We start from the raw sequence: 26,582 nt of genomic DNA, 5'->3' as shown, positions 1-26,582 counted from the left end.
CTATTATAGCATAAAGCTCTGTTATTTCCTATCTTAAATATTTTTGCAGAATACGACCATACTTGTTTAGAAGCAAACGGTCTGCTAAACGTGGTGAAAGCAGGTTTAGTTTGGCAAACAGGCTCGTCCCTCTTCCCATAAAAATAACTTTCCTTTGCTTTCGAAGTCCCCTTAGCAGCACGCCAGCAACTTCATCAACTGATGAAACACGGATTCCCATCTCTTTCCAGACCTTATGAAAGGGCATCTCTGCTTCTGTATTAGCTGCATTGGGGCAGAAGTAAGTCAAACGAATAGTTGATTTTTCTTGTTTTAATTCTCTATTCATAGATTCTAAAAACGAGAATAAGCCAGCTCGTGATGCAACATCAGCGCTGTAGTAAGGAAAAGCCAGACGTCCATCAACAAAGCCCCCTGAATGTACAATGGTCGATCCTTTTTCATCCTTCAACAAAGGGAGAAAAACTTTTGTCATCAAAATACTTCCCAAAAGATTAACCGACAAGCTCTGTTCAATCTCTTTCTGAGAATGTTTTAATAAAGACTTTCTAACGTCGTAGCCTGTAGCATTGATGACAATGTCAATCTTGTCAGACCAGTCTTTTATTTTTTCAGCGGCATGAACCAGAGACTCTTCATTTGTAATATCAGCACTGACAATCGGAAGTTTCATCGATAGCTGCAGGCAAAGAGCTTCTAATTTTTCTTTACTTCGTCCCACTAGAAAAACATAAGCTCCTTCTTTTAAAAAGCGTTCAGCATAAGCTGAACCCAAGCCGCCTGTTGCACCAATAATGACAATCCGTTTTCCCTTAAAATACATTGATATTACCCCACTAATTCTTCTTTTTGTCTTGATTATACTAAAAAATCATCTCAAATAATTGACTTTGAGATGCCTTATTTTAAATTTTCTTATCAATTACGATTGCCAAACAAGCGCAAAAAGTTCAAGAATAAGTTAATAAAATCAAGGTAGAGGTTAAGTGCCATTGAAACAGCCCAACCATCGCCGACATTGCCGCCGGTATGTTCATAAACACGTTTAATCAGCTGATTATCATAGGCAATGAGACCTGAGAAAATCAATACCGAAAGAATACTAATGACATAACTCATCGTACCGCTGCCAATGAATATATTAACCAGGCTGGCAATAATAATACCAATTAAAGCAGCAATCAAAGCCTTAGCCATACCAGACAAATCTTTTTTCACGGTGACACCGATAAGAGCCATTGCAAAGAAAACAGCAGCTGATGAAACAAAGGCCTGCAAAACTGTTGTCTGCGTATAAAGAGCAATGATAAAACTGAGAGTAAAGCCATTCAAGGCAGAATAGCTCAGAAACAGCGGTAAAGCTGCAGGACTATTTTTGCGGGCAGCACTGCTAGCCACAAGAACCAAAGCAAGTTCTCCAAAAATAGCCAGGTAATAAATCCAAGAAGCATTTGCCATGATAGCTATCATATTGTCTCGAAAAACATAAAGCATCAAATAAGAAACAAGAGCTGACAGGCCAATTCCCATTCCGACTAAACCGTAAATCTTCGCAAAGAAACTGCTAATGTTGCTGTCGCTTTGTGTATAAATTGTATTGTTATCCATTTACTTTCTCCTAAAAATTTTCTAATGATTGTGACTACCCAAAAACTTACGACGCAGGATACGGCGTTTTTGCCACTTATTGCGCAAAGGGGTTATTGCTTCCTTAATAGCCCAGTATTTATCGACCATGGTTACGATATAGCCTTCCTTATAACGAGGCGGAGCAATAGTAGCTCCCCACATATGCTTTAAGATAATATCTTCTTCTCTTTTATTAAGCTTGGTCAGCTTGCGGGCATTTTTAACAGCAATCCTAGGATGCACCCAGGCATGACTTTTGTTAAACTTGGTGTCCCGCCAATCGTAATAAAATAGATCGTGCAGCAGCCCACCGCGGGCAGTGCTTCTGGCATCCCAGCCAAATTTTTTGGCGATCTTGTAACTAGTGTAGCTGACATTAATGGAATGCTCTGAACGCGTCGAATGATGGTGCTGAACAATTCCATCCAGTTTTTTAAAACGCGGATGGGCAATTAAGTGCCCTACCAGTTTCATGAATTCTTCGTCCTGTTCGTATTTCTTCATGACGGTCACCTCTTTATCATTATACCATATCAGCTTAAATTAAGCTAAAAATAATTATGGCAGCAGCGACGGCAACATTCAGACTTTCTGCCTGACCAGGCATGTTAATATGCGTCAAAATATCCGCCTGCTTAGCCATTTCGTGAGAAATCCCTTGCCCCTCATTTCCCATAATCAGTGCAAAGTTTTCATTGTTATCCAAAGTTCGGTAGTCAAGAGAGTTTTCCGACAGGGTCGTAGCGATGGTTAAAACTCCGGCTTCTTTCAAAAGTACCATTACATCTAGCAGCTTAACCCTGTAGACAGGCAGATGAAAATGACTGCCCTGCATGGAACGAAGGGTTTTTAGATTATAGATATCAGCCGTCTTTTCAGAAATAAAGACAGCATCAAAACCAGCGGCATCAGCTGTTCGAATCATGGTTCCTACATTTCCAGGATCTTGAACATCCTCTAAAATCAGATATTTCCCCTGAAAGTCCTGCGGCAGCTTTGACTCGGGCAAAGCCACTTCAGCAACAATTCCTTGCGGTGTTTTTGAGGCAGACAAATCTTTTAAAATATCCTCTGATACAATAAAAACATTGGCTAAGTCGACCACCTTAAAAGCATAGTCCTGTAAAACAAAAACATTTAGAATTTCAGCCCCATGAGCCTTAGCCTCTTCAAAAAGATGCCAGCCTTCGATTAAATAGGACTCTTTGCGGTATTTTTTTTGTAATAATTTTTTCGTTTTTTTAACCAAGGAATTGGCTTTTGAGGTTATAATAGTCATAAGGATATTATAGCAAAAAAGGAGAAAGAAGTATGCAAAAAGTCAGATTAGTCGTCTCAGGCCGTGTCCAAGGTGTCGGTTTTCGCTATTCAACCTACAGTCTTGCTTTGGAAATAGGTGATATTTACGGCCGTGTTTGGAATAATGATGATGGTACGGTTGAAATTTTAGCACAGTCTGAAAGTTCTGAAAAAATTGCGAAATTTATCCAGGAAGTCAGAAAAGGTCCCTCACCTTTTTCAAAAGTGACTTACGTAGATGTCAATATGGCTAATTTTGCTGATTATCACGATTTTAGAATGGCTAATTAACTTAGTCTAAAATCATTCCTAAGAACTATTGAGAATTTTAGCAAAAAACAGTAAAATAGATAGGTATTATTAAAACAAAGGAAGATTATCGTGAAAAAAACTTATAAACGACTTTTATTTTCAGGCTTAGCTCTGTCAATGCTCTTTTTCTTATCGGGCTGCGTACAGACTAAAAACGGCAAACCGACCGGTGATGGCTGGGTCTACAACCTTTTAGTTGAGCCCATGGGCAATGTTATTAAATATTTGGCCAATGACTTAGGAATCGGCTTTGGCTTTGCAATCATTATTGTTACTATTGTTGTCCGTCTGCTCATTCTGCCATTGGGGCTGAGCCAAGTCAAAAAAATGACCTATCAAACAGAAAAAATGGCCTACCTTAAACCTGTTTTTGACCCTATTCAAGAACGAATGAAGAAGGCTCAGACACAGGAAGAAAAATTAGCAGCGCAGACTGAGCTGATGGAAGCTCAGCGACACTACGGCATCAGCATGTTTGGCAGTTTTGGATGTCTGCCCCTCTTAATTCAGATGCCTTTCTTCTCGGCTCTTTTCTATGCTACCCGCTATACCAAAGGAATTGCCGGCCACAGTTTTCTTGGCATTAATCTTGGCAGCCCAAGTCTGATTATCACAATCACTATCGGAATTCTTTACTTTATCCAATCATGGCTATCTGCGCGAAGTGTCCCTGAAACACAGCAGCAGCAAATGAAAGGCATGATGTTGGTCATGCCCATTATGATGATATTCATTTCCATGAGTGCTCCTGCTGGGGGTGCCCTCTACTGGCTAATCAGTGGTGTTTTTGGACTTATTCAGCAGTTGCTGACAAATCATATTATCAAGCCTAAACTTCGCCAACAGATTGATGAGGAATTTGAAAAGAATCCTCCTAAACCGTTCAAATCTAATACCCGTAAAGATGTTACTCCTAAAAATGCGGCTAGCAGCCAAGCAATTACAGCTCCTAGAAAGCACAAATCAAACCGCAATGCTGGTAAACAGCGCAGCAGAAAATAGACCTGCAAAAGAACAATTTTAAGCAGCAATTTTTTAAGGCAATCGATTTGTTCCTTAGTAAACTTAGTCATATAAAAAGAGTCTGTTCATTGTGCAGACTCTTTTTATATGACTTTTAATTAATTTGATTTTCTAACTTTAATAATTTCAACTTCATAGCTGCCTGCTGGAGACTCAATCATTACCTTATCTCCAGTTTTCTTTCCAATCAAGGCCTGCGCAATAGGACTTTCATTAGAAATCTTCCCAGCAAAGACATCTGCACCGGCAGCACCAACAATAGAATAAGTATCTTCATCTGTTGTGCCGACTTCACGGACAACAACCGTTTTGCCGATGGCAACTTCATTTTTAGCCACGGCATCGCTGTCAACAATTTCAGCATAGCGAATCTTTGTTTCAATACTTGAAATCTGCCCCTCAACAAAAGCCTGTTCATCCTTGGCAGCTTCATACTCACTGTTTTCTGACAAATCACCGTAAGAACGAGCAATTTTAATACGCTCAATAACCTCTGGACGGCGAACTAATTTTAATTCTTCGAGTTCCTGCTCAAGTTTTTCTTTTTCAGCAAGGGTCATGGGATAAGTTTTTTCTGACATAGGTATTCTCTCTTTTCTATATTTAAATATTTAACACTCTTCAAAAATCAAAGCTATAGGTTGCTTCCTTTGCTTTGCCGTATCCTAGTACAGTCTGCAGCTTGTCACCTAGTCTATTTTGATTTTTATTGAGTATAAGGACATGAAAAGGGAGTGGGGACAAACTTTTGCAAATACTCAAGCTGCAAAGCTTGCCGTCCACCCCTGCGCAAGTAAAACCGACTGAATTACAGAAAGCCTGTACTATCTAAAAAGTACAAATCTGCAAAAGTCAGCTGCTTGCTGTCTTTAAGGTAAGACTATTGATTGCTTCATGCTGGAAGGAATAAATAAAATTCTCCAGCATTCTAAGTGACTCATTTGCTTGAGTCATCTATTTTCTTGTTGACATATTTTTCAACATTAGCAGAGTGCTCTTCGAAGGTTTTAGCATAGTAAACTTCACCTGTTGTAACATCTGCTACAAAATAAAGATTATCTGTAGATTCTGGCTCCACTGTTGCTTTAATTGCGGACAGGCCAGGATTATCTACTGCACCAGGCATCAAGCCCTTGTTAGTATAAACATTGTAAGGGGAATTGATTTTAGTGTCAATATTAGCATCCTCTTTTAAGGTTGTTTTTTCACCTAGTTTCCCCATTGCATAAAGAATAGCAATATTGGACTGAAGAGGCATGTCTTGGTCAATACGATTGTAGAAGACGCTGGCAATTTTTCTACGATCATCATCTGTTGACCCTTCCTTTTCAACTAGGGAAGCCATTGTCAAAATCTCATTGACATTCTTGCCTTTTGATTCAATTGTATCATAATAATTTTGCATATTGGCATCCATAGCAGCCAGCATGCTGTCAATCAAATCTTCAACACTGGTTTTCTTTTCATAATTATAGGTGGCTGGGAACAGGTAGCCCTCCAACTGATAATCTACCTTAGAAGCATCCGGCAGACTGCCCAAGAGTTTAGGATATTTCTTCACCATCCTGCTGATAAAATCTTTATTTTTAATTGTCTCTAAAAATTCTTTTGACGTAAAAGGCGTTTTATCTGTTTTTTTCTTGGTATTGGCATTCTTGGTGATCGCTCGGGAAATTTGCTTAATGGTATAACCTTCAGGAATCAAAATTTTCCCCATAACAGGAGCCTGAGGTGTCGTTGTTCCGCCCTTTTGAAGGGCTTTAGCGATGTCATCCAAGGACATGCTTTTTTGCAAATTATAATAACCGCTCTGCAGATTGCCATAATTACGGAATTTGGTATAGTAGTTGAAAACAGCTGCATTTTTAATAACACCAGCCTTTTCAAGAATCTGGCCAATCATTCGATTTCCTGAGCCACTTGGAATTTCTACTTGAATATACTTGGTCGATTTAGCGTCCAAAGGCTTGAGGGCACTTGAAACATAATAATAGCCAAGCCCTCCAAATCCTAGCAGCAAAATAAGAATCAAAGTTATTAAGACGGTTGAAATTTTTCTTGCCAGTCTGTTTGTTTTTTTGTGCCGCTGCTGCCGTTTCTGATTCAGGTTGGCCGTTTTCTTCTTAGAAGCTTTTTTCTTAGAAGATTGCTTACCTTTAGATTTTTGAGGTTTTTTAGTAATTGTAGCTGCCTCCTCTTCTTTCCCTTTAGGCTCAGGTTCAGGCGTTTTTTCTGGCTTTTCTTTATCTTTAGGTTTAGACTGAGATTCTGGTTCAGACTTAGACACCAAATCTGACACAAGTAATTCTTTGGTCTCTTCCTCGGTATTATTTTTGTTTTGATGTTTTTCTATAAAATCAGAAGGTAATTGCCAATCCTCCGCCTTTCCATCATCAATCCAATTGTCTGTTGTTTTGACCTTTACCTCTAAATTATCAGAAGAAGCCTTAGCGATGAGCGCTTCTGAAACAGTATCAGCAAGATTAGATTGAAGCTTTTCAGATGGATGGGATTTAGTATTTTGAGGTTCCTTTGATGATGGGACAGAATCTGAACGCTTAACCGAATGTGACGTTTTTTGAGCGGCCGTCTTTTTATTATCTACCGGAGCAGCATTTGACTCTGGCGAAAAGATTTCATCTAAATTGGATAAAACATCATCTACAACCTCATCTGTAATCTTCCCTTCTGGAACAGGCATAACAGTAGGTGCTTTTTCTTCCTTTGCTGTCGTGCTGAGTGACTCTTGAGACTGCTGGAAATTGCTGGCAGATGAACTCTCACGTTCTTCTGTTTCTGACTGCCGAGCTTTACGTTTCCTGCGAGCCTTCTCCATATCTGCTAATATCTGTTCTTTAAAACTTTTTGTCTGTTGAGCTTTTTTCTTCTCTTTGTCATTAAAGATATGATCAGTCAAAGCTTAACCTCCTAATGTTTATCACAGGCTATTATAACCTAAAAACGCTTTAAAGGCAATCTTACCAATTTTTTGTTACAGCTATGTAACTAAAAATCAAGCTTCAGGATTATCCCAGACCATATTGTACCAAGTACTGCCGCCATGATTTGACGTCGAGAGTCCTTCATCTGTAAAGCCATTCATTTCATAATAAGAAATTAAATGTTCGTGACAGGTTAGACTAATTCCTAAACGTTTTTGTGCAACAGCCAAATCCTTAAGGACTGCTAGCAGCGTCGTCCCAATTCCCTGCTTCTGAAAATCTTTAGCTACAGAAAGGCTAGTGACAGCAATATAACCAGACTGGGGTGGATTGGTCTGAACTGTTTGAAACAAATCATCTGTCAGGTAACGGCACATAACCACAGGACCTTCAATATAGCCTACAAGCTGATCATCTTGCTCTGCGACCAAAAAAGTGTCTGCTATTTTTTCGATCCGTTCTTTCATGGCCTCAGGCGCTGCAGCCTCAGCAGCCGAAAAGTTTTCCGCTTCAATGCGATTGACTGCTTCTAAATCAGCCAGCTGAACTTGTCTAATCAGCATTTTTTCTCCTTTTAGAAAAAAGGGCTTTACTAAAAAGTAAAGTAACCCTTTATTTTATTGCATATTCTTAGTCAAATTGGATAAGAGTTCTTCAAAGGAACGCTCGTAAAGCTGAATATCTCCTGCTCCCATAAAGACATAGACAGCATTATCATGGTCTAAAAGAGGAGAAACATTTTCAACAGTGATAACCTTAGCTGGCTTAATAATCTTTTCTGCCAAGTCTTCCACTTTGACATCACCGTGATCTTCTTCACGCGCAGAACCATAGATTTGTGCAAGATAGACGCTGTCTGCCTCATTTAAAGCCTGCGCAAAATCGTCTAACAGCGCAATAGTCCTTGTAAAGGTATGAGGTTGAAAAATAGCCACAATTTCTTTTGATGGATACTTTTGCCGAGCCGCATCCAGTGTCGCGATAATTTCGGTTGGATGATGTGCGAAGTCATCAATAATAGTCGTATCGTTGATGCGTTTTTCTGAGAAACGGCGCTTAACACCGGAGAAAGTCCGCAGATGCTGAGCTACCAATTCCATATCAACACCGGCAGTATACAAATTAGCAATGACAGCTGTTGCATTTAAAACATTGTGACGGCCAAAAGCCGGTATATGAAAACGTCCGAGTTCATCTTGGCCATGTCTGACCTTGAAATCAGAACCATTAGTATTTCTCATAATGTCATAGGCAACAAAATCATTATCTTCTTTAAAACCATAATAATAAATTGGTGCTGGAGAAGTTATTTTGCGTAGGTAAGGATCCTCACCATAGACAAAAAGGCCTTTTTTAACCTGTTTGGCATAGTCGTTAAAGGCATCAAAAACATCATCTACACTGGTAAAGTAATCAGGATGGTCAAAGTCAATGTTCGTGATGATAGAATATTCCGGATGATAAGGCATAAAATGACGCTCGTATTCATCAGACTCAAAAACAAAGTAATGGCTGTTGGCCAAACCGCGCCCAGTGCCATCACCAATGAGATAGCTGGTGTCTGTAATGTTTTTTAAGACGTGAGCTAAAAGGCCAGTTGTTGAAGTCTTACCATGAGCTCCTGCCACACCAAGGCTGGTAAACTGGCGCATGAATTGACCTAAAAATTCATGATAACGCTTGAATTGATAGCCATTTTTGATAGCATAAGCCACTTCAATGTTATTATCTTCCCTGAAAGCATTTCCTGCAATAATTTCCATATCATCAGTAATATTAGCTTCTGCAAATGGCATGATGGAAATACCTGCTTTTTCAAGACCATGCTGGGTAAAATAATACTTATCCACATCACTTCCCTGCACCTTGTACCCCATTTGATGAAGCATCAGTGCCAAGGCACTCATTCCTGAGCCTTTGATTCCAATAAAGTGAATGGTTTTAGACATGTTTTTAATTTCTCCTCTAGTTAACATCTTCAAGACGTTCCAAACTTAATTCCTGAGCCACATGACGCTCACGGCGTTCTTGATTTTCTTTCTGATTATAGATTTGACTGGTTTTTAAAAAATCGTAATTATTTTTCTTACTATCTTTTCTTGAAGGATTCTTTGGTTCTGAGTAATTCTTAGGCAGCTCAGCCAAAATATAGGAATTCTGATGTAAGTGACTTGAAAAACGGCCTAATTCAGTCTTAGGAGCCGGAACCTCTTTTTTAGGCTGTTTAATTACTGCCTTAGAGGTTGGTTTACTGTAATCATTGGCAATGAAAGACTGACGCTTCTTTTTCAAATCCTGACGCGCCTTTTCACGTGCTATTTCAGCATAGGTTTTACCTGCTTTTTGTGTCATAATACGTTCTGAAGCTACATCCAAAGGATTAGGATTATCAGGAATAAACTGATAACCTTGGGTTACATCATTATAAACTTTATCTTCATAAGGACCACGAATGTTAGTAATCAGGTCTTCATTTTCATATAACCGCATTGTTTTGGCAATTTCAACAACAGCCTCATCATCCGCAACCAAAGGGAATTTTCTTTTACGACCCATTAACTCACATCCTTTCTGAAACATTCCTATTATAAACTAAAAATAACAATTTTGAAAGCCATCATTCAGAAATTCCTAAAATTTCTTTAATTTCTTCAATGCTCATGCTGGCACGAGTTTCGTTTCCATCTAAGACAGTCGTCACCAAATTTTTCTTACTTTCTTGCAGCTCCAAGATTTTTTCTTCAATGGTTCCTCGCGTAATCATACGATAAACTTCAACATTTTCTTTTTGTCCAATGCGGTGAGCACGACTGATAGCCTGCATTTCAACTGCTGGGTTCCACCATAAATCAATCAGAACAACAGTATCTGCTCCTGTCAGATTAAGACCGACACCACCTGCTTTAAGAGAAATTAAAAAGATATCCCGGCTGCCATTGTTGAAGGCCCGTGTCATTTCCTGACGTTCATCAGCAGGTGTAGAGCCGGTTATTTTATAACTAGTCAAACCAAGATCAGCCAGTTCTTCTTCTGCCAGATCCAGCATATTACGAAACTGAGAAAAAATGAGAGCCCTATGTCCGCTTTCTTTTATTTGATGCAAGAGTTCGCGCAGACTGTCTACTTTTCCGCTTTTCCCATCATAAGACATGAAAAGTTTAGGGGTATCGCAGATTTGACGCAAACGTGTAATTCCTGACAGAATTTCGATTTTTTGACGATTGATTTCATCATCAGAAGATTGACGAATATTATCCTGCATTTGACGGAGCTGAGCTAAATAGATGGCCTTTTGGCTATCAGCCAGTTCATTGTGATAATTAATTTCAATTAAATCTGGAAGCTCCGGTAAGACATCCTCCTTGCGACGGCGCATTACAAAAGGCTTAATATAGCGAGCAACTTTCTGCGGTTCCATTTTCAAAAATTCTTTTTTTGCTGGCAGAAATCCTGGCAAAACAATTTGAAAAATAGACCAAATTTCTAACAGTTTATTTTCAATCGGTGTTCCAGAAAGAGCAAAACAATTTTTCACTTCAAAAGCACGTAAACTTTGAGCAATTTTGGTTTGAGTATTTTTCATCACCTGAGCTTCATCCAAAATTAAATAGTCAAAATGCATCTTTTGATAGTGCTCAAAATCCTGACGGAAGGAAGCATAACTGGTAATTGTAATTTGATGCTCTTCAGCAATGACCTCATCTCTGACCGTTTTAAGACCATAAGAAACCGCCACATCTAAGTTAGGTGTGAATTTCTGACATTCGTCTTTCCAATTATAAATTAGACTGGATGGTGATAAAATCAAAACCTTGGAATCCTTGTTGAGACTGCTTGTCAAAAAGGTCAGGGTCTGCAAGGTTTTCCCCAAACCCATATCATCAGCCAAGATACCGCCAAAGCCGTATTTATCAAGCATAGACATCCATCTCACACCTTTAAGCTGATAATCGCGCAGATTAGCATTAACTTGGAAGTCCGGCAGCAAAAAGTTTTCCGGATGCCGCAAATCCTCGACCAACTGAGTGAAATCTTCAGAAAATTGGACCTGCTTCATATCCTGCAATGCTTCCGAAACTTGATAGGCAGCAATTTTACTGACCTGCAGGCGGCCGTTAGAAAGCTTTTTAGCCCGCAAACGCTGCAAAGCTTGGCTGACTTTTTGTGTTTCTTCATCAAAAAGAACTAATTTTCCAGACTTACTTATAAAATAGGAATGATTTTCAAAAAGAGCCGTTAAGGCATCATCAATATCGCTCTCAAAAATAGTTGAAAAATCAAATGAGATATCCAGCAGTCCTTGATTTGTTTTAATATCAATCTTTGGCTTCTCCAAATGGCGCAGAGCTTCCAATGCCGGAGAAAGAGCAACCTTACCTAAACGTTCAAAATGCTTTAGAGTTTGGGTGAAAAAGCCGTAAAGCTCCTGAGCTTTTAAAGGGGGATGATAGGCAATAAATCCTTTTGAAAATCCATAGAGTTCAAGCAGATCAGCAATTTTCTTTTCCTTCTTAAAATGACTTGCAAAAGGCAGGGCTTCTTTTTCTTCCTGACTGGAAACTTGAACTTGACCATAATCAAAAACCAAGCGCAGCACAAGTTCCTGATTGCTTGATAAATCGAAATTGAAAATAACATCAAAATCACGGATGTCAAAACCAGCAGGTGCATCAACTTTCCCCAGTTTCTTGAAATCTAAAAGACTGGTCGCTAATTTTGCCTGATCTTCAAAATCAAAATAAACATGCTTGGCCAAATCCTCTTCCAAAGGCAGGCTCTTAATTGCTCCAACCAGCTTTCTTTGCTTGGGATCAAGATGATAAAAGGTGTTACGATAAAGCAGATACTGGTTATCAAAGAAAAATTTTGCAGGTTTTTCATTGATAATCAATTCGATAGACTGACGATGCACAACAACTTTAAAATGATAAAATTGCGCCGAACTGTCTAATTCTATAAAATTTAGATCATGATAAACTTGCGATTCTCCTTCAAAAGAAAAGTCATAAAGTTCCGTTAACAGACTGATGCCTTCTTCAAAAAAGCCACTTGGAAAGGTCAAATTGCGGGCATGATTGGGCAGCAAAAACTCTGTATTAGCAGCAACATCGGGTACAATACGCCACAAAAACTCGATAAGTTCTTGACTGGCAGCATCAAATTGCAAAAACGAGAGCGGTTCATAATAATTCTTGCCTATCTGATAATAGGATTCTTTTTTTACAACGTTCAAAAATGCTTTAATATCACGGATGATATAGGAGCGTTTATCAGGCAGGCGGTTAATCTTTAAAGTCCACCAAAAGTCTGACGAATAAGGACTCTGACTACCTTGAGCAGACAGACGATATTTAACATTATCGTCTTCATTCATCGCTAAACCATCAAGAAAAAGACTGCCAAATGACGTTTTTTCTCTTCTATCTTCTACATTCTGCTCATCAGCAGCAAGATTATCAGCCAAGTGCTTTCCCTTAGGATGATTTTTCAAATAGTGCTCAACAGCTGCTATATGAGAACAGTAACCTTTCTTTTGAAACATATCACAGGAACAAAAAACAAGGCTGTCTTCCAGAGCATAGTGGACTTTATAGTCAGCAACCCGTGCTGCCAGAAAGTTATCTTCTTCTTTTAAAATAGATACTAAATTTTTTTCGTAAAAGTCAATGCCCTCATGCCGGACACGTCCAGGAATCAATCTACTCATCTTTTTTCCGCCTTTATCCTTATCTCTTAATTATATCATATCTAAAAGGACTTTTCTTTGGTGAAAATCTCTTTTAAAAAAATAGAAAAATCTCACCTTAAGATGAGATTAATTTTTAATATTTTCTAAAACGCTGGTAACGTTTTTCTAATAATTCGTCTAAATCCAGCTTTTTGAGACTGTTTAGTTCCTCAATTAAATGCGTCTTCATCATTTGAACAATTTCACTTGAAAAATAGCCATGCTCGGGAATAACCTTATCAACAACTCCCATTTTAAGAAGCTCACCGGCTGTAATCTTCATCAATTCAGCGGCCTCAATAGATCGGCTGCCATCCTTCCAAAGAATTGAAGCAAACCCTTCAGGACTTAAAACAGCATACATGGTGTGCTCAAGCATCCAAACCTGATCTGCAACAGCCAGAGCTAAGGCTCCGCCTGAACCGCCTTCACCAATAATAATGGCAATAATGGGCACTTTAAGATCGCTCATTTCCAACAAGTTACGAGCAATTGCTTCTCCCTGCCCTCTTTCTTCTGCCCCAATTCCAGGATAAGCTCCTGCTGTATTAATCAGGGTGACCACAGGCCTCTTAAATTTTTCGGCCTGCTTCATCAAACGCAAAGCCTTGCGATAGCCTTCTGGATTTGGCTGACCAAAATTACGATTAAGGTTGTCCTGTAAGTTTTTTCCTTTTTGGACACCAATAACAGTAACTGGCTGACCATCTAAGAGTCCAATACCACCAACAATAGCACCGTCATCTGCAAAATGACGGTCACCATGCAATTCCATAAAGTCATCAAAGATCTGCTCAGCATAATCCAGGGTTGTCAAACGCGCCTGATTGCGAGCCTCTTTGAGTATTCTTGATACATTACTCATTTACTACCTCCATGAAATGCCAGCAGTTTAGCAATTGTCTTTTTCAGCTCTGTTCTTTTTACAATGGCATCAACAAAACCATGTTCCAAAAGAAACTCAGCTTTTTGAAAGCCTTCAGGCAAAGTTTCACGGACAGTTGTCTCAATAACACGGCGCCCAGCAAAGCCAACCAAGGCCTGAGGCTCTGCTAAAATAATATCGCCTTCCATAGCAAAGCTAGCAGTTACACCGCCGGTTGTGGGGTCTGTCAATACAGTTAAGTAGAATAGACCGGCATTAGAATGACGTTTTACCGCCGCTGAGACCTTAGCCATTTGCATCAGACTCATAATTCCTTCCTGCATACGGGCACCGCCTGAGGCTGTAAAAATGACAACCGGCAGTTGCTCTGCCCTTGCATATTCAAAGAGACGAGTGATCTTCTCACCAACAATCGTTCCCATTGAAGCCATAATAAAATGAGAATCCATGATAGCAAGAGCCGCTTTCTGACCTGCAAAAGTAGCTGTTCCTGTTATGACAGCTTCGTCTAGACCCGTTTTAGCCTGAACCTTGGCTAATTTTTCCTTATAATGAGGAAAATCAAGAGGATCTTTTGTTTCAAGGCCTGTAAACATTTCCTGAAAAGAACCTTCATCAACTGTAATTGCTAAGCGTTCCTGTGCTGAGATACGAAAATTATAAGAACACTTGGGACAGATTTTGGCTAGCCCAAGATCCTTTTGATAAATCATATGCTTGCAAGCTGGACACTTGGCAAAGAGCTCATCGGGAACTTCGGGAGTTTCTCGAGGTTCTGTTCTTTTAACGGATCGCTGAGGATTTATACGGATATACTTATTTTTTCTTTCAAATAAAGCCATATCAACACCTATTCTTTATCCTCTGTGTAGGCTGGCAAAAAAGTCTCCATCAAAAAGGAGGTATCATAGTCACCAGCAATAACATTTGCATTAGAAATTAAATCAAGCTGGAATTCAGCATTCGTCACAACACCATTTACTTCAAACTCATAAAGAGCTCGCTGCATCTTCATTAGAGCATCAAAGCGATTTTCACCGTGAACAATAATTTTGGCAATCATACTGTCATAGTAAGGCGGAATGGTGTAGTTATTATACATAGCACTATCCACGCGCAGGCCAACACCGCCGCTCGGCAAGAAAAGCTCGCTAATCTTGCCTGGACTGGGAGCAAAATTAAATTTAGGATTTTCTGCATTAATCCGGCATTCAATCGCATGGCCCGAAATCTGAATGTCTTCTTGCTGATAAGCCAATTCCTGACCTGCAGCAATCCGAATCTGTTCCTTAACAATATCAACACCGGTAACGAATTCTGTCACTGGATGTTCGACCTGAACACGCGTATTCATTTCCATGAAATAAAACTGTCCCGAAGCTTCATCCAAAAGAAATTCAATTGTGCCGGCGTTCTCATATTCAACGGCCTTTGCTGCCCGAACAGCAGCATCTCCCATTTTACCGCGCAAAGTCTTACCAATTGCAATAGACGGGCTTTCTTCCAGAACTTTTTGATTATTACGCTGAAGAGAACAATCGCGCTCTCCCAGGTGAATAATATGCCCAAAAGAATCTCCCAAAATCTGCACTTCAATGTGACGAGCCGGGTAGATAACCTTTTCCAGATACATAGCTCCATTGCCAAAGGCTGCTAGAGCTTCCTGAGAAGCTGATTCAAAGGCTGCTGTCAGGTCTTCTTTTTTATCAACCTTACGAATGCCCTTGCCGCCGCCGCCGGCAGAAGCCTTCAGCATAACCGGATAGCCAATTTTATCGGCAATTTTCAAAGCCTCTTCAGCCGTAAAAACCTCACCGTCAGAGCCTGGAATAACAGGAACTCCAGCCTTAATCATTTCAGTACGCGCATTAATTTTATCTCCCATTTTATCCATAACAGACGCTGCAGGGCCAATAAATTTAATCCGCATCTCTTCACACATGGTTGCAAATTTAGAGTTTTCACTCAAAAAGCCAAAACCTGGGTGGATGGCTTCCGCACCGGTTATAATAGCTGCCGACAAAACAGCATTCATATTAAGATAGGAATCTGTTGATTTAGCCGGTCCGATACACACAGCTTCATCTGCTAAGAGGGTATGAAGCGATTTTTTATCTGCTTCTGAATAGACTGCAACAGTCGCAATTCCTAATTCTCTGGCTGCACGGATAATACGCACAGCAATTTCACCACGATTGGCAATCAAAATTTTCTTAAACATAAAACAAGCTACCAAGGGCATCACCAAAACAAGATGAAAACAGGAAATCTGCAAAGAGCTCTTAAAAGCACCAGCAGATTTATTTTTTTCATACTGTTTTTAGCCCAGGTTCAATTCCTTTCCTTGTATTTGTGGGAACAAATTCCTAAGAAACCTGGCAATTACGAAACTCTAGTTTCCAATAGCAAATGTTAACGTTCCACTTGCAGCCAATTTCCCATCGACTTCTGCTTTTGCTTCAACCACCGCAATAGTACCACGACGCTTAACAAATTTAGCAGTCATGACGAGCTGATCTCCAGGAACAACTTGCTTTTTAAATTTTACCTTATCCATACCTGCGTAAAAAACAAGCTTACCTTTATTTTCTTCTTTTGACAGCTCAAGAACACCTGCAGTCTGTGCTAAGGCTTCCATAATGAGAACACCAGGCATCACAGGATATTGAGGGAAGTGACCGTTGAAAAAGGGCTCATTGATAGTCACATTCTTAATCGCAACAATTTCATCATCACTAACTTCAAGAACACGATCAACTAATAGCATAGGATAGCGGTGAGGAAGAGCCTCACGAATTTTATTAATATCAATCATTTGATACGCACCAATCCTTTTCCAAATTCAACCACTTCTTCATTGGCAACCAGAATTTCTGTGACAATACCGTCTTTTGGTGCCGGTACTTCATTCATCACTTTCATAGCTTCAATGATAAGCAACGTCTGTCCTTTCTTAACTTGATCACCAACAGAAACAAAGGCAGGTTTATCTGGAGCCGGCGCTAAATAAGCTACACCGACCAAAGGACTTTCAACAACATCGCCTTCAGCAGCAAAGACTTCTGGTGAAGATGCCGTTTCTGTTTCCAAAGTCTCAGCGGCCTGAGGAACTGCAGCAGGGGCAACAGCCACAGGCGCAACAGCTGCTTCTGGTGCAGGCACTGCTAAAGCTGCAGGTTTAGCATCATTTTTACTGAAAAACAACTCATCTGTACTATTCCTATAAGAAAATTCACGTAAGCTTGAAGCATCAAACTGAGCCATTAATTCCTTAATTTCTGCAATATTCAAGACTAGCCCTCCCAACGCTTAAAGGTAAGAACTGCATTATGACCGCCAAAACCAAATGTATTGGAGATAGCATATTTAATATCTGCTTCTTGACCTTGACCATAAATAACATTCGCTTCGATATCTTCTGAAAGTTCCTGAGTTCCAGCTGTCATCGGAACAAAACTATTGCGGATTGCTTCAATAGTAGCAATTGCTTCAACACCGCCAGCTGCACCGAGAAGATGTCCTGTAAATGATTTGGTTGAAGAAACCGGCACGTCTTTTCCTAAAACAGAAACGATAGCCTTGCTTTCACCCTTTTCATTGGCCTGTGTTGATGTTCCGTGTGCATTAACATAATCAACGTCCTCTGGCGCAATACCAGCTTCATTGATAGACAGTTTGATGGCCTTAGCCGCACCTGAACCATCAGGAGTCGGTGTTGTCATATGATAAGCGTCACAGTTACTGCCATATCCGACAACCTCAGCTAAAATAGTCGCACCACGCTTTTGAGCATGTTCTAAACTTTCAAGAACGAGCACACCAGCTCCTTCACCCATGACAAAACCATTACGATCTTTGTCGAAAGGAATAGCCGAACGAGCGGGATCTTCTGTTGTAGAAAGGGCAGTGAGAGCGTTGAAACCACCAATACCAATTTTAGTGATTGAAGCTTCTGATCCGCCAGCTAAGACAACATCCTGAAAGCCGTATTTAATTTCACGGAAGGCTTCTCCAATAGCATCATTAGCTGATGCACAGGCAGTTGTAATAGACTTACATACTCCTTGAGCACCAATCTTAAGGGCAATGTTACCAGCACCCATATTTGAAAGAGCTTTAGGAATAAACATCGGTTTAATGCGTTTCATGCCGCGTTCATGCATGCGAATAATTTGATCTTGTAATTCCTGCAAACCGCCAATACCTGATGATACAATGACACCTACACGATCACGAACCGTTTTAGCCATATCAAGCGCAGCATTTTCTAAAGCTTCCATAGCAGCATAGATAGCATACAAAGAATAAGTATCCATACGGTTAGTGTCTTTTTTGACAAAATATTTATCAAATGGAAAATCCTGAATCTCTCCAGCATTGAAAACCGGAATTTCGGAAGCATCAAATTTAGTAATTGGTTTAATTCCAATTTTTCCGTCATGAAGATTTTTCCAAAATTCTTCTGGTGTGTGTCCTATTGGTGAAGTTACGCCGTAACCAGTTACGACAACTCTTTGTAAAGTCATATCGTTCTCCTTTATTGGGGAAATTATTTATCTCATAAATTGTTATTGCATGGTCATACCGCCGTCAATAGCAATGACCTGACCTGTAAGGTAGTCTTGCTGGGCTAAAAAGAATGCAACCTCAGCTACATCGTCAGTTGAACCAAACCTTTTCATCGGAATTTGATTTAACATAGAATCTTTCATTTTGTCTGGAATACGATCTGTCATATCAGACTCAATAAAGCCCGGCGCGATTGCATTGACACGTACATTTCTAGCTGCAACTTCACGGGCAACAGATTTGGTAAAGCCGATTAGACCAGCTTTAGAAGCCGCATAATTAGCCTGACCGACATTACCAGCAAGCCCGACAACACTGGACATATTGATGATGGCACCCTGACGGGCCTTGGTCATCGGTTTCAAAACAGATTTTGTCATATTAAAGCAACCAGTTAAATTGACTTTCAGAACTTTTTCAAAGTCCTCTTCTGTCATTTTCAACATCAGCTTATCATTGGTAATACCTGCATTATTAACTAAGATATCCACACTGCCCAGTGCTTCAACCGCCTCATCAACCATGCGTTTAGCATCGTCAAAATGCGATACATCACCTGAAACAGCTACAATTGAAACCCCGTAATCCTTGAATTCAGCCAGTAATTCTTCTGAAATCTCTGAGCGGCCGTTCAAGACAACATTGGCTCCGGCTTGGGCAAATTTATGTGCAATGGCCAGCCCGATACCTCGAGTTGAGCCTGTAATAAAAACATTTTTATTTTTAATTTCCATTTCTGTAGTTACCTTTCTAATTCTCCAAAAGGGCTTGCAGACTTGATAAGTCTTCAACAGCTGAAACCTTAGCAGATTTATCAATTTTTTTCATAAAGCCGCTTAAAACCTTACCAGGACCAATTTCAACATAACGATCTACACCAAATTCCTGCATAATTGCAATAGAATCATAAAAACGCACAGGCTCTTTAACTTGGCGAGCAAGCAAACTTTTAATGTCTTCTGCTTTCATAATTTCAGCTTTAGTATTACCAACCAAAGGAATTTCAAAATCAGAAAAGTCAACAGTTTTTAAAACGTCTGCCAATTTTTGGCTGGCGGATTCTAAAAGGGCTGTATGGAAAGGACCCGAAACTTTAAGCGGGATAAGGCGCTTGCTGCCAGCTTCTTTTAGCAATTCCACAGCATAATCAACCGCAGCAACTTCACCACCGATAACAATCTGGGCTGGTGTATTGTAATTAGCTGGTGCTACAATTCCCTTGGAAGCTGCCTGTTGACAAATATCTTCGATCAACTGAGGATCAGTATTCATAACAGCAACCATTTTCCCAGTCCCTACAGGTGCAGCTGTTTCCATGAATTCACCGCGTTTAGCAACCAAACTCAGCGCATCTTCAAAGGAAATGGCTCCAGCCGCAACAAGCGCTGAGTATTCTCCTAGAGAAAGCCCCGCAACAATATCAGGCTGGTAGCCTTTTTCTTTTAAAAGACGGTAGATAGCTACTGAAGTAGTTAAAATAGCCGGCTGCGTGTAGCGTGTCTGATTTAGTTTTTCTTCATCATTATCAATCAAAGCACGCACATCATAGCCTAAGACAGATTCAGCTGTTTGAAAAGTTTCTTTGACAACTGGATAAGTTTCATATAAATCCCTTGCCATGCCGAGTTTTTGAGCACCCTGACCGGCAAATAAAAATGCTGTTTTAGTCATAACTAAGATATCAAAGTCGGCTAGAAAGTGGCTGAAAGATTGAAAACGTTAAGAATCTCTCTCTTAATGAATTTTGTCTAACATAGCTGCATTGCAGTACAACTACTGCTGATACAGCTGTATTTTTTCAGCTTTTCTGCCGGATTTAATTCCTTTCTGTGTTGTCTTTTTTATTATCAATAATGAGAACTATTTTACATCTGCCCAACGTGCTGCTTCAGCTTTAATTACTTCTGCTGCTCCGTAGTATAGATCTTTTAAGATTTCTTCACAGGTTTCTTCTTTGGTCACAAAACCTGCAATTTGCCCCGCCATAACAGAACCATTATCCACATCTCCATCAACAACAGCATTGCGCAGAGCACCAGCACCTAGTTCTTCAATTTCTTGAGCTGATTTTTTACCTGCTAAGAAATCTTTTTCGGCTTGACCGTAGGCAGAAGATAATTTATTCTTAATAGCTCGAACCGGATGACCCACTACTGAAGCTGAAACAACAGTATCAATATCTTTTGCTTTTAAAATTTTATTTTTAAAATTTTGATGGGCATTGGATTCTTTAGCAACAACAAAGCGTGTTCCTACCTGAACAGCTTCGGCTCCCAACATAAATACAGCAGCCGCACCGCGTCCATCAGCAACGCCTCCTGCTCCGATAACAGGAATATCAACAGCATCCACAACTTGGCGCACCAGAGTCATGGTTGTCAATTTACCGATATGGCCGCCGGCCTCCATGCCCTCAGCAATAAGAGCATCCGCACCCAGCTTTTCCATACGTCTGGCAAGAGCCACACTAGGAACAACTGGAATAACAGTAATCCCTGCATCATGGAAACGTTCCATATATTTACCAGGATTTCCAGCACCAGTTGTGACAACTTTTACTCCTTCTTCAATGACTAAGTCAACGATATCATCTACAAAAGGAGACAAAAGCATAATATTAACCCCAAAAGGTTTATCTGTTACAGATTTTATCTTGTCAATATTAGCTTTGACAACTTCTTTGGGAGCATTTCCGCCGCCAATAATTCCTAAGCCGCCTGCTTTTGATACAGCAGCTGCCAAATCGCCGTCAGCTACCCAAGCCATTCCTCCTTGAAATATAGGATATTTTATATTTAATAATTCTGTAATACGCGTTTTCATTTTTTATATAAACTTTCTAAGTCTTTTCTCTCAATAATTTGACAGTCAAACTATCACAATAAGAAGAAAGAATATTCTTATGAGAATACTCTTAAAAACTTACTTATTTTGTTTTTTCTTCAACAAAAGCAACTAAATCACCAACTGTTTGAAGACCTTCTTCAGATTCAATTTGAATATCAAATTCATCTTCGATTTCTGAAATGACTTGGAATACATCCAAAGAATCAGCATCAAGTTCATCAAAAGTTGTTTCTAATTGAACCTCTTCTGCATCTTTCCCAAGTTCTTCAACAATAATTTCTTGTACTTTTTCAAATACTGCCATTTTTTTCTCCTTTATTTAAGAAATAATTTTATATACTGTGCTAAGCACAAAAGGTATAACTAAATTTTAACAATTAAACTGCCCCATGTCAAACCTCCACCGAAACCGCTGAGGAGAACAGTTTGTGAACCATCCAAAGTTATGGTTCCATTTTCAACACATTCGGCTAATAAGATGGGAATGCTGGCGGCACTGGTATTGCCGTAGTTCATCATATTAGCAGGAAATTTTTCTCTGTCAGCATCAATTTTCTTGGCCATTTTATCCAGAATACGGATATTGGCCTGATGCAGCAAGAACCAATCAATATCATCCACCGAAAAACCAGACTGTGCAATTAAATCAGAAATACTCCTTGACACATCCCGGATAGCAAAATCAAAAATTGCCCGACCATCCATTTTCAAGTAGTAACTGTCTTCTTCAGCCTCCTGCGAAAACGGCGAGGAAATATTATGACCGCCAGAGGTCAAGCTTGCTCCGCGATTACCATCTGAGTGAATAGATTCTGCCAAAAAATGCTCTGCTGAATCTGCTTCCAAAAGCACACCGCCAGCGCCATCACCAAAAAGCACAGCTGTTGTCCGATCTGTCCAATCAATCGTTTTAGACAGTACTTCCGCACCAATAACCAAGCCCTTTCGATACTGACCAGACTTAATCAGCTTTTCAGCCGTTGACAGAGCAAAAATGAAACCGCTGCAAGCTGCTGTCAGATCAAAAGCAAAAGCATTAACTGCTCCGATAGCAGCCTGAACACGTGCTGCTGTTGAAGGCATCATGGAATTAGGAGTGATTGTAGCAACAATGATAAAATCTATTTCTTCTGCTTTTAATGAAGCCTTTTGCAAAAGTTTTTCAGCAACCCGACTGGCTAACTCACCAGTATCTTCTGCTTGACTGATGCGACGTTCCTTAATCCCCGTCCGGCTGGAAATCCACTCATCGCTGGTATCCATTATTTTGGACAGGTCATCATTAGTCACAACCTGTGAAGGTACATAATATGCTGCTTGACTAATCTTTGCAAAAGCCATTAAACCAACCCCTCAAGAAATTGATGAAGGTTACTCAGTCCCTTCTCTAAAGCACTAAGCTCTGTCGTATCCATGTCTTTCGTAATGCGATTAACAACATTCTTATGAAATCTATTATGTAAACGATAAAGCAGTCTGCCTTTTTGTGTCAGAGTTAAATAAACAACACGCCTGTCTAACTGAGAACGTGTTCGCTCAATATAACCCTTTTTTTCAAGTTTATTTAAGCTGGTAGTGACAGTTCCCAAAGTTACTAGCAGCTCATGAGCAATGTCACTCGGTGTCACATTGGTATTTTTCCCAATAATATCTACCGTATGCATCTCTTTTAAAGACACGTCCTTGAATTGACTTGTTTTTAAACTCATCTCTTCAATAATCATGATTTTATTGAAAATATCAACTAAGTAAGTATTAATTTGATTATAATCCAATCTGCCACCTCCTATACGAAAATAAACTTTGACTATCAAAGTTTATCAAAAGATGAACAAAATTGCAAGTTTAATTACAAAATATTTTAAAGAAAAAAGAAAGCATCTCAAATAATTGACTCTGAGATGCCTTATTTTTTCGTTCACTCTTAGCAGCTGTTATTTCCCAGTGAATTTTGGTCGCCGTTTTTCTGTATAGGCGCGAACTCCTTCTTTGAAATCGTCTGTAAAGGCCAATGATTTTTGCAAATCTAACTCTAAATCTGCATATTCCTGCCAGCCAGCAAAAGAGCTCTGCCAAACCATTTCCTTGATAGCCTTATATGAATTTACAGAACCCCGTTTCAAACGGGTAATAACACGACTAGTGATTTTTTCTAATTTTTCTGATTCACAAACTTTGTAGACAACACCGTATTCCAAGGCCTTGTCTGCTGTCAGTGCTTCTCCAGTCATAGCCAATTGTGTGGCACGAGTTATTCCAATTGCTCTGGTTAAGAGGAAAAGTCCCCCAGCATCAGGAGCCAAGCCAACATTAACAAAAGCTTGAATAAAGCGTGTCTTATCACTAGCAATACAGAAATCAGCAGCTACTGCCATATTGGCTGCAGCTCCAGCAACCGCACCATCTGTACTCATAACTACAGGTTTAGGCAGACGTTTTAAAGCAAAAGAAATATCATTAACCAGCTCTGCAATACGCACAAGAGACTGAACATCATCAGCATCAACAGCTCTTTGCATTTCTACCAAATCACCGCCTACTGAAAAGACTTTCCCGTTTGCATTAATTAATAAAATTTGGACATTTTCATCTTCTGCTGCAGCAGAAATGGCTTCTAAAATTTCCTCACAAATAGGAATATTAAAACCATTTGAAACCTCCGGACGGTTGAGAGTCAGGGTTGCTACGCCATCAGTTACACTGTACAGAATTTCTTTAAAATCCATTGTCTAATTCTCCATCTCTAATTCCTAAATGTTTAAGCTGCTAAAACAGCCTGCTGTTTAATTTTAAAATAGTTTGAATCTCAAACTTCTTAACTATTTCATTCTATCATAAAAATAAGCAGTTCTCAAAAAGAAAAAGCACTTTCTGATATCTTTATACTAAAAGGCGTCATCAATTGCTTGTGTCAAACTAGTAACAAGCCGATTAGCAGCTGTCTGATTAAGACCAAATGTCTCATCCTTGATAGCCCAGACTTCTATACCTGCAGCTAGGCCTGCTGCAATCCCTCTTTCACTGTCTTCAATAATTAAAATGTCAGACTTAGGAATTCTTAAACGACGTGCAGCTTCATTATAAATTTCTGGATTGGGTTTACTTTCAGGAAACTCCTCTCCCGATAAAATAAATTCAAAATAGGATAAAATATCTGTTTCCCTTAAGGCCAGCAAAATATCAGATTTAGTTGAACTAGAAGCCAAGGCCATCTTGACGCCTTGCCTACGTAGCCTCTCTAAAACGTCTTTAACATCTGAAAAAATCAACCTTTTATATGGTACAGGATAGCTGCTTTTATAAGCCGTATAATCTTTTTGCAGCTGCTCAATATCCCACTTATCATAATCACTTCCCAAAATCTGCCGCCAAGCCTGCTTCATACTGCTGCCAACGAAAAATACTGGCGATAAATGCTTGGTTGAAATCCCTTTGCTGCTTAAAAATTTTTCACGTCTTTTGTAATAGTAGTTTTCTGTATCAAACAGAACTCCATCCATATCAAAAATGATTGCTTTTACTGTCATGGTGCCCCCTTCCTTCAATCATTTTACCATAAAAACTGCTGACAAATTTTCTGAATTTTGCTATAATTTATGATATCTTATTAAATTTTGGAGAAATTATGAAAGTCGTAAAATTTGGAGGAAGCTCACTCGCTTCTGCTGCACAGCTTGAAAAGGTTTTAAATATCGTAAAATCTGATAACAGCCGCCGTTTTGTTGTTGTCTCTGCTCCAGGAAAACGTGATGCTCAAGATACAAAAGTCACTGACGCTTTGATTAAGTATTACAAATCTTATGTTGCAGAAAAAGACGTTACTGCAGACCAAGCTTGGATTATTAATCGCTATCGAACTATTATTGATGAACTAGGACTTGGGAAAGGCATTTTAGAAAAAATCACCAAGGCCATTATCGATCTGGCCAATCTACCTATTGACAATAATGATTTTCTCTATGATACTTTTTTAGCCGCTGGAGAGGATAATAATGCAAAACTAATCGCTGAATATTTCAAGAAAAATGACTTAGCTGCTCGCTACATCCATCCTAAAAAAGCTGGTATTATTGTCACTAGTGAACCTGGAAATGCGCGGATTCTCCCTTCAAGTTATGATAAACTGGAAGAGCTGTGCGACAGTGATGAAGTCTTGGTTATTCCAGGATTCTTCGGCGTAACGGTTGACGATCAAATTTGTACTTTCTCTCGAGGTGGTTCCGACATTACAGGATCAATTGTAGCTGCCGGTGTCAAAGCTGACCTTTATGAAAATTTCACAGATGTTGATGGTATCTTTGCGGCACACCCTGGTGTTGTTCATAAACCACAGTCGATTTCTGAATTAACATATCGTGAAATGCGCGAATTGGCTTATGCTGGTTTTTCAGTCCTTCATGATGAAGCGCTAATCCCAGCCTATCGTGGAAGAATTCCTCTCGTCATCAAAAACACAAATAATCCCAACCACCCAGGTACCAAAATTGTGCTGAAACATACTGGAGACACTATTCCAGTTATCGGAATTTCTGGTGATGACAATTTTGTCAGCATCAATATTTCTAAATATTTGATGAACAGAGAAGTTGGTTTTGGTCGTAAAGTCCTCCAAATCTTGGAAGAATTAAATATCCGCTGGGAACATATTCCGACCGGCATTGATGACATGTCCATTATTCTTAGAGGCCGTGAACTGACACCCATCAAAGAACAGGAAATTATCTCACAATTGACCCGCAAATTAGAAGTTGATGAGGTAGAAATTGAGCGCGATCTCTCCATTATCATGATCGTCGGAGAAAACATGAAAAATCACATTGGTGTCACTGCTAAAGCCGCCGAAGCCTTTTCAAAGAAACATATTAATTTGGAAATGATTTCCCAAGGATCCAGTGAAGTCTCTGTTATGTTCGTTATCAAAACAGAGCAGGAAAAAGCAGCCGTTCGAGCTCTTTATCAAACCTTCTTTGAAGCAGAATAATTAAACCTTTGAGGTAAGAAAATACCCTTTTAGAAATTATTCTGTAGCTTATGCCAAAAGGCATAAAATAAATTAATCTCAGATTGAAGAAGAGTTCTTTAATGGACATTTCTTCAGTCTTTTTATTATACAAAAATGGAGGGCACTGTTTCAACATTCTAAAATGTTACACAAAAAATCAAATACTCTCGACAAATCTAAGAAAAACTCTAAAAAATTCCAAAAACATTACTACTTTCAAAAGGAGATTTCTCATTAATTAGACACTAAAAAAGAGAAAATCAAGATGATCCTCCCTCGTTGTTAATATAAATCACTCACCGCCGTTGACAGTGAGTTTCAAAATTACTTCAGCTATATTTCAAA

27 protein-coding genes are annotated in these 26,582 nt (G+C 39.4%); 3 read left to right on the top strand and 24 right to left on the bottom strand.

Annotated features, from left to right (window positions below):
* Nucleotides 1-28: 28 nt before the first annotated feature.
* From SCSH_RS02875 to SCSH_RS02860, 4 genes are all read right to left on the bottom strand, one after another.
* Complete coding sequence (locus SCSH_RS02875) at nt 29-823, bottom strand: SDR family NAD(P)-dependent oxidoreductase (protein ID WP_057490391.1); 795 nt, start codon at nt 821-823, stop codon at nt 29-31.
* Between the two features lie 95 nt (nt 824-918).
* Nucleotides 919-1,608, bottom strand: a complete 690-nt coding sequence (locus SCSH_RS02870; protein ID WP_057490390.1) for a Bax inhibitor-1/YccA family protein — start codon at nt 1,606-1,608, stop codon at nt 919-921.
* 21 nt (nt 1,609-1,629) lie between these two features.
* Nucleotides 1,630-2,133 (bottom strand): HD domain-containing protein, encoded by a 504-nt coding sequence (locus SCSH_RS02865; protein WP_057490389.1) that lies wholly within the window; start codon nt 2,131-2,133, stop codon nt 1,630-1,632.
* A 34-nt stretch (nt 2,134-2,167) separates the two neighbouring features.
* Entirely contained in the window at nt 2,168-2,908 is a 741-nt protein-coding gene (locus SCSH_RS02860) for a TrmH family RNA methyltransferase (RefSeq protein ID WP_057490388.1), read from the bottom strand.
* Nucleotides 2,909-2,940: 32 nt separating this feature from the next.
* On the opposite strand from SCSH_RS02860, the gene SCSH_RS02855 reads away from it, so the two are divergent.
* Entirely contained in the window at nt 2,941-3,219 is a 279-nt protein-coding gene (locus SCSH_RS02855; protein ID WP_057490387.1) for an acylphosphatase, read from the top strand.
* Between the two features lie 90 nt (nt 3,220-3,309).
* Nucleotides 3,310-4,242: a membrane protein insertase YidC gene (gene yidC / locus SCSH_RS02850; protein ID WP_057490386.1), complete on the top strand. Its 933-nt coding sequence runs from the start codon at nt 3,310-3,312 to the stop codon at nt 4,240-4,242.
* Between the two features lie 119 nt (nt 4,243-4,361).
* Here the strand turns inward: yidC and greA are convergent, their stop codons facing one another.
* The 20 genes from greA to SCSH_RS02750 all read right to left on the bottom strand — a co-directional run bounded on the left by greA (nt 4,362) and on the right by SCSH_RS02750 (nt 24,762).
* Nucleotides 4,362-4,844 (bottom strand): transcription elongation factor GreA, encoded by a 483-nt coding sequence (gene greA / locus SCSH_RS02845; RefSeq protein WP_057490385.1) that lies wholly within the window; start codon nt 4,842-4,844, stop codon nt 4,362-4,364.
* Nucleotides 4,845-5,200: 356 nt separating this feature from the next.
* A complete protein-coding gene (mltG, locus tag SCSH_RS02840; RefSeq protein ID WP_057490384.1) occupies nt 5,201-7,180 on the bottom strand; it encodes an endolytic transglycosylase MltG in 1,980 nt (659 codons plus the stop codon).
* A 96-nt stretch (nt 7,181-7,276) separates the two neighbouring features.
* The gene (locus SCSH_RS02835; RefSeq protein WP_057490383.1) at nt 7,277-7,768 is read right to left on the bottom strand and encodes a GNAT family N-acetyltransferase; all 492 of its coding nucleotides are present in this window, start codon (nt 7,766-7,768) and stop codon (nt 7,277-7,279) included.
* A gap of 54 nt (nt 7,769-7,822) precedes the next feature.
* A complete protein-coding gene (murC, locus tag SCSH_RS02830) occupies nt 7,823-9,154 on the bottom strand; it encodes a UDP-N-acetylmuramate--L-alanine ligase (protein WP_057490382.1) in 1,332 nt (443 codons plus the stop codon).
* Between the two features lie 16 nt (nt 9,155-9,170).
* Complete coding sequence (gene zapJ / locus SCSH_RS02825; RefSeq protein ID WP_057490381.1) at nt 9,171-9,761, bottom strand: divisome accessory protein ZapJ; 591 nt, start codon at nt 9,759-9,761, stop codon at nt 9,171-9,173.
* 61 nt (nt 9,762-9,822) lie between these two features.
* A complete protein-coding gene (locus tag SCSH_RS02820; RefSeq protein ID WP_057490380.1) occupies nt 9,823-12,912 on the bottom strand; it encodes a pilus expression-regulating Snf2 family helicase in 3,090 nt (1,029 codons plus the stop codon).
* A gap of 115 nt (nt 12,913-13,027) precedes the next feature.
* Entirely contained in the window at nt 13,028-13,798 is a 771-nt protein-coding gene (locus tag SCSH_RS02815; protein WP_057490379.1) for an acetyl-CoA carboxylase carboxyl transferase subunit alpha, read from the bottom strand.
* The gene (gene accD / locus SCSH_RS02810; RefSeq protein WP_057490378.1) at nt 13,795-14,661 is read right to left on the bottom strand and encodes an acetyl-CoA carboxylase, carboxyltransferase subunit beta; all 867 of its coding nucleotides are present in this window, start codon (nt 14,659-14,661) and stop codon (nt 13,795-13,797) included. The genes SCSH_RS02815 and accD overlap by 4 nt, the downstream gene beginning before the upstream one ends.
* 8 nt (nt 14,662-14,669) lie before the next feature.
* Complete coding sequence (locus SCSH_RS02805) at nt 14,670-16,040, bottom strand: acetyl-CoA carboxylase biotin carboxylase subunit (RefSeq protein ID WP_057490377.1); 1,371 nt, start codon at nt 16,038-16,040, stop codon at nt 14,670-14,672.
* 171 nt (nt 16,041-16,211) lie between these two features.
* Entirely contained in the window at nt 16,212-16,634 is a 423-nt protein-coding gene (gene fabZ, locus SCSH_RS02800; RefSeq protein WP_057490376.1) for a 3-hydroxyacyl-ACP dehydratase FabZ, read from the bottom strand.
* Complete coding sequence (gene accB, locus SCSH_RS02795; protein WP_057490375.1) at nt 16,631-17,110, bottom strand: acetyl-CoA carboxylase biotin carboxyl carrier protein; 480 nt, start codon at nt 17,108-17,110, stop codon at nt 16,631-16,633. Before accB ends, fabZ begins: the two co-directional genes overlap by 4 nt.
* A gap of 2 nt (nt 17,111-17,112) precedes the next feature.
* Nucleotides 17,113-18,345: a beta-ketoacyl-ACP synthase II gene (fabF, locus tag SCSH_RS02790; RefSeq protein WP_057490374.1), complete on the bottom strand. Its 1,233-nt coding sequence runs from the start codon at nt 18,343-18,345 to the stop codon at nt 17,113-17,115.
* A 42-nt stretch (nt 18,346-18,387) separates the two neighbouring features.
* The gene (gene fabG, locus SCSH_RS02785) at nt 18,388-19,122 is read right to left on the bottom strand and encodes a 3-oxoacyl-[acyl-carrier-protein] reductase (protein ID WP_057490373.1); all 735 of its coding nucleotides are present in this window, start codon (nt 19,120-19,122) and stop codon (nt 18,388-18,390) included.
* A gap of 16 nt (nt 19,123-19,138) precedes the next feature.
* Nucleotides 19,139-20,059 (bottom strand): ACP S-malonyltransferase, encoded by a 921-nt coding sequence (fabD, locus tag SCSH_RS02780; protein WP_057490372.1) that lies wholly within the window; start codon nt 20,057-20,059, stop codon nt 19,139-19,141.
* Nucleotides 20,060-20,248: 189 nt separating this feature from the next.
* The gene (fabK, locus tag SCSH_RS02775; protein WP_057490371.1) at nt 20,249-21,211 is read right to left on the bottom strand and encodes an enoyl-[acyl-carrier-protein] reductase FabK; all 963 of its coding nucleotides are present in this window, start codon (nt 21,209-21,211) and stop codon (nt 20,249-20,251) included.
* A 103-nt stretch (nt 21,212-21,314) separates the two neighbouring features.
* Nucleotides 21,315-21,539 (bottom strand): acyl carrier protein, encoded by a 225-nt coding sequence (locus SCSH_RS02770; protein WP_057490370.1) that lies wholly within the window; start codon nt 21,537-21,539, stop codon nt 21,315-21,317.
* 59 nt (nt 21,540-21,598) lie between these two features.
* Nucleotides 21,599-22,576: a beta-ketoacyl-ACP synthase III gene (locus SCSH_RS02765; RefSeq protein WP_057490369.1), complete on the bottom strand. Its 978-nt coding sequence runs from the start codon at nt 22,574-22,576 to the stop codon at nt 21,599-21,601.
* Nucleotides 22,576-23,010, bottom strand: a complete 435-nt coding sequence (gene fabT / locus SCSH_RS02760; RefSeq protein WP_057490368.1) for a fatty acid biosynthesis transcriptional regulator FabT — start codon at nt 23,008-23,010, stop codon at nt 22,576-22,578. The genes SCSH_RS02765 and fabT overlap by 1 nt, the downstream gene beginning before the upstream one ends.
* Before the next feature lie 159 nt (nt 23,011-23,169).
* A complete protein-coding gene (locus SCSH_RS02755; protein WP_057490367.1) occupies nt 23,170-23,961 on the bottom strand; it encodes an enoyl-CoA hydratase in 792 nt (263 codons plus the stop codon).
* 159 nt (nt 23,962-24,120) lie between these two features.
* The gene (locus SCSH_RS02750) at nt 24,121-24,762 is read right to left on the bottom strand and encodes an HAD family hydrolase (RefSeq protein WP_057490366.1); all 642 of its coding nucleotides are present in this window, start codon (nt 24,760-24,762) and stop codon (nt 24,121-24,123) included.
* A gap of 98 nt (nt 24,763-24,860) precedes the next feature.
* Between SCSH_RS02750 and SCSH_RS02745 the strand changes: the two genes are divergently transcribed.
* On the top strand, nt 24,861-26,216 hold the full coding sequence (locus SCSH_RS02745) for an aspartate kinase (RefSeq protein ID WP_057490365.1): 1,356 nt from the start codon (nt 24,861-24,863) through the stop codon (nt 26,214-26,216).
* Nucleotides 26,217-26,582: the final 366 nt, after the last annotated feature.

Source organism: Streptococcus orisasini (assembly GCF_001431045.1).
In the GTDB taxonomy this organism is placed as follows: Bacteria; Bacillota; Bacilli; order Lactobacillales; family Streptococcaceae; genus Streptococcus; species Streptococcus orisasini.
The sequence above is the reverse complement of the archived record's forward strand: the minus strand, read 5'-3'. Positions and strand labels throughout refer to the sequence as shown.

What these genes read in the sequence shown, in the direction of transcription:
- fabK (WP_057490371.1), bottom strand. Translation starts at nt 21,211, where the DNA reads ATGAAAACGCGTATTACAGAATTATTAAATATAAAATATCCTATATTT.
- SCSH_RS02815 (WP_057490379.1), bottom strand. Translation starts at nt 13,798, where the DNA reads ATGAGTAATGTATCAAGAATACTCAAAGAGGCTCGCAATCAGGCGCGT.
- SCSH_RS02860 (WP_057490388.1), bottom strand. Translation starts at nt 2,908, where the DNA reads ATGACTATTATAACCTCAAAAGCCAATTCCTTGGTTAAAAAAACGAAA.
- SCSH_RS02750 (WP_057490366.1), bottom strand. Translation starts at nt 24,762, where the DNA reads ATGACAGTAAAAGCAATCATTTTTGATATGGATGGAGTTCTGTTTGAT.
- SCSH_RS02855 (WP_057490387.1), top strand. Translation starts at nt 2,941, where the DNA reads ATGCAAAAAGTCAGATTAGTCGTCTCAGGCCGTGTCCAAGGTGTCGGT.
- SCSH_RS02870 (WP_057490390.1), bottom strand. Translation starts at nt 1,608, where the DNA reads ATGGATAACAATACAATTTATACACAAAGCGACAGCAACATTAGCAGT.
- SCSH_RS02875 (WP_057490391.1), bottom strand. Translation starts at nt 823, where the DNA reads ATGTATTTTAAGGGAAAACGGATTGTCATTATTGGTGCAACAGGCGGC.
- fabF (WP_057490374.1), bottom strand. Translation starts at nt 18,345, where the DNA reads ATGACTTTACAAAGAGTTGTCGTAACTGGTTACGGCGTAACTTCACCA.
- SCSH_RS02770 (WP_057490370.1), bottom strand. Translation starts at nt 21,539, where the DNA reads ATGGCAGTATTTGAAAAAGTACAAGAAATTATTGTTGAAGAACTTGGG.
- greA (WP_057490385.1), bottom strand. Translation starts at nt 4,844, where the DNA reads ATGTCAGAAAAAACTTATCCCATGACCCTTGCTGAAAAAGAAAAACTT.
- SCSH_RS02755 (WP_057490367.1), bottom strand. Translation starts at nt 23,961, where the DNA reads ATGGATTTTAAAGAAATTCTGTACAGTGTAACTGATGGCGTAGCAACC.
- murC (WP_057490382.1), bottom strand. Translation starts at nt 9,154, where the DNA reads ATGTCTAAAACCATTCACTTTATTGGAATCAAAGGCTCAGGAATGAGT.
- SCSH_RS02805 (WP_057490377.1), bottom strand. Translation starts at nt 16,040, where the DNA reads ATGTTTAAGAAAATTTTGATTGCCAATCGTGGTGAAATTGCTGTGCGT.
- accD (WP_057490378.1), bottom strand. Translation starts at nt 14,661, where the DNA reads ATGGCTTTATTTGAAAGAAAAAATAAGTATATCCGTATAAATCCTCAG.
- SCSH_RS02820 (WP_057490380.1), bottom strand. Translation starts at nt 12,912, where the DNA reads ATGAGTAGATTGATTCCTGGACGTGTCCGGCATGAGGGCATTGACTTT.
- SCSH_RS02835 (WP_057490383.1), bottom strand. Translation starts at nt 7,768, where the DNA reads ATGCTGATTAGACAAGTTCAGCTGGCTGATTTAGAAGCAGTCAATCGC.
- fabZ (WP_057490376.1), bottom strand. Translation starts at nt 16,634, where the DNA reads ATGATTGATATTAATAAAATTCGTGAGGCTCTTCCTCACCGCTATCCT.
- fabG (WP_057490373.1), bottom strand. Translation starts at nt 19,122, where the DNA reads ATGGAAATTAAAAATAAAAATGTTTTTATTACAGGCTCAACTCGAGGT.
- SCSH_RS02745 (WP_057490365.1), top strand. Translation starts at nt 24,861, where the DNA reads ATGAAAGTCGTAAAATTTGGAGGAAGCTCACTCGCTTCTGCTGCACAG.
- zapJ (WP_057490381.1), bottom strand. Translation starts at nt 9,761, where the DNA reads ATGGGTCGTAAAAGAAAATTCCCTTTGGTTGCGGATGATGAGGCTGTT.
- SCSH_RS02865 (WP_057490389.1), bottom strand. Translation starts at nt 2,133, where the DNA reads ATGAAGAAATACGAACAGGACGAAGAATTCATGAAACTGGTAGGGCAC.
- fabD (WP_057490372.1), bottom strand. Translation starts at nt 20,059, where the DNA reads ATGACTAAAACAGCATTTTTATTTGCCGGTCAGGGTGCTCAAAAACTC.
- SCSH_RS02765 (WP_057490369.1), bottom strand. Translation starts at nt 22,576, where the DNA reads ATGGCTTTTGCAAAGATTAGTCAAGCAGCATATTATGTACCTTCACAG.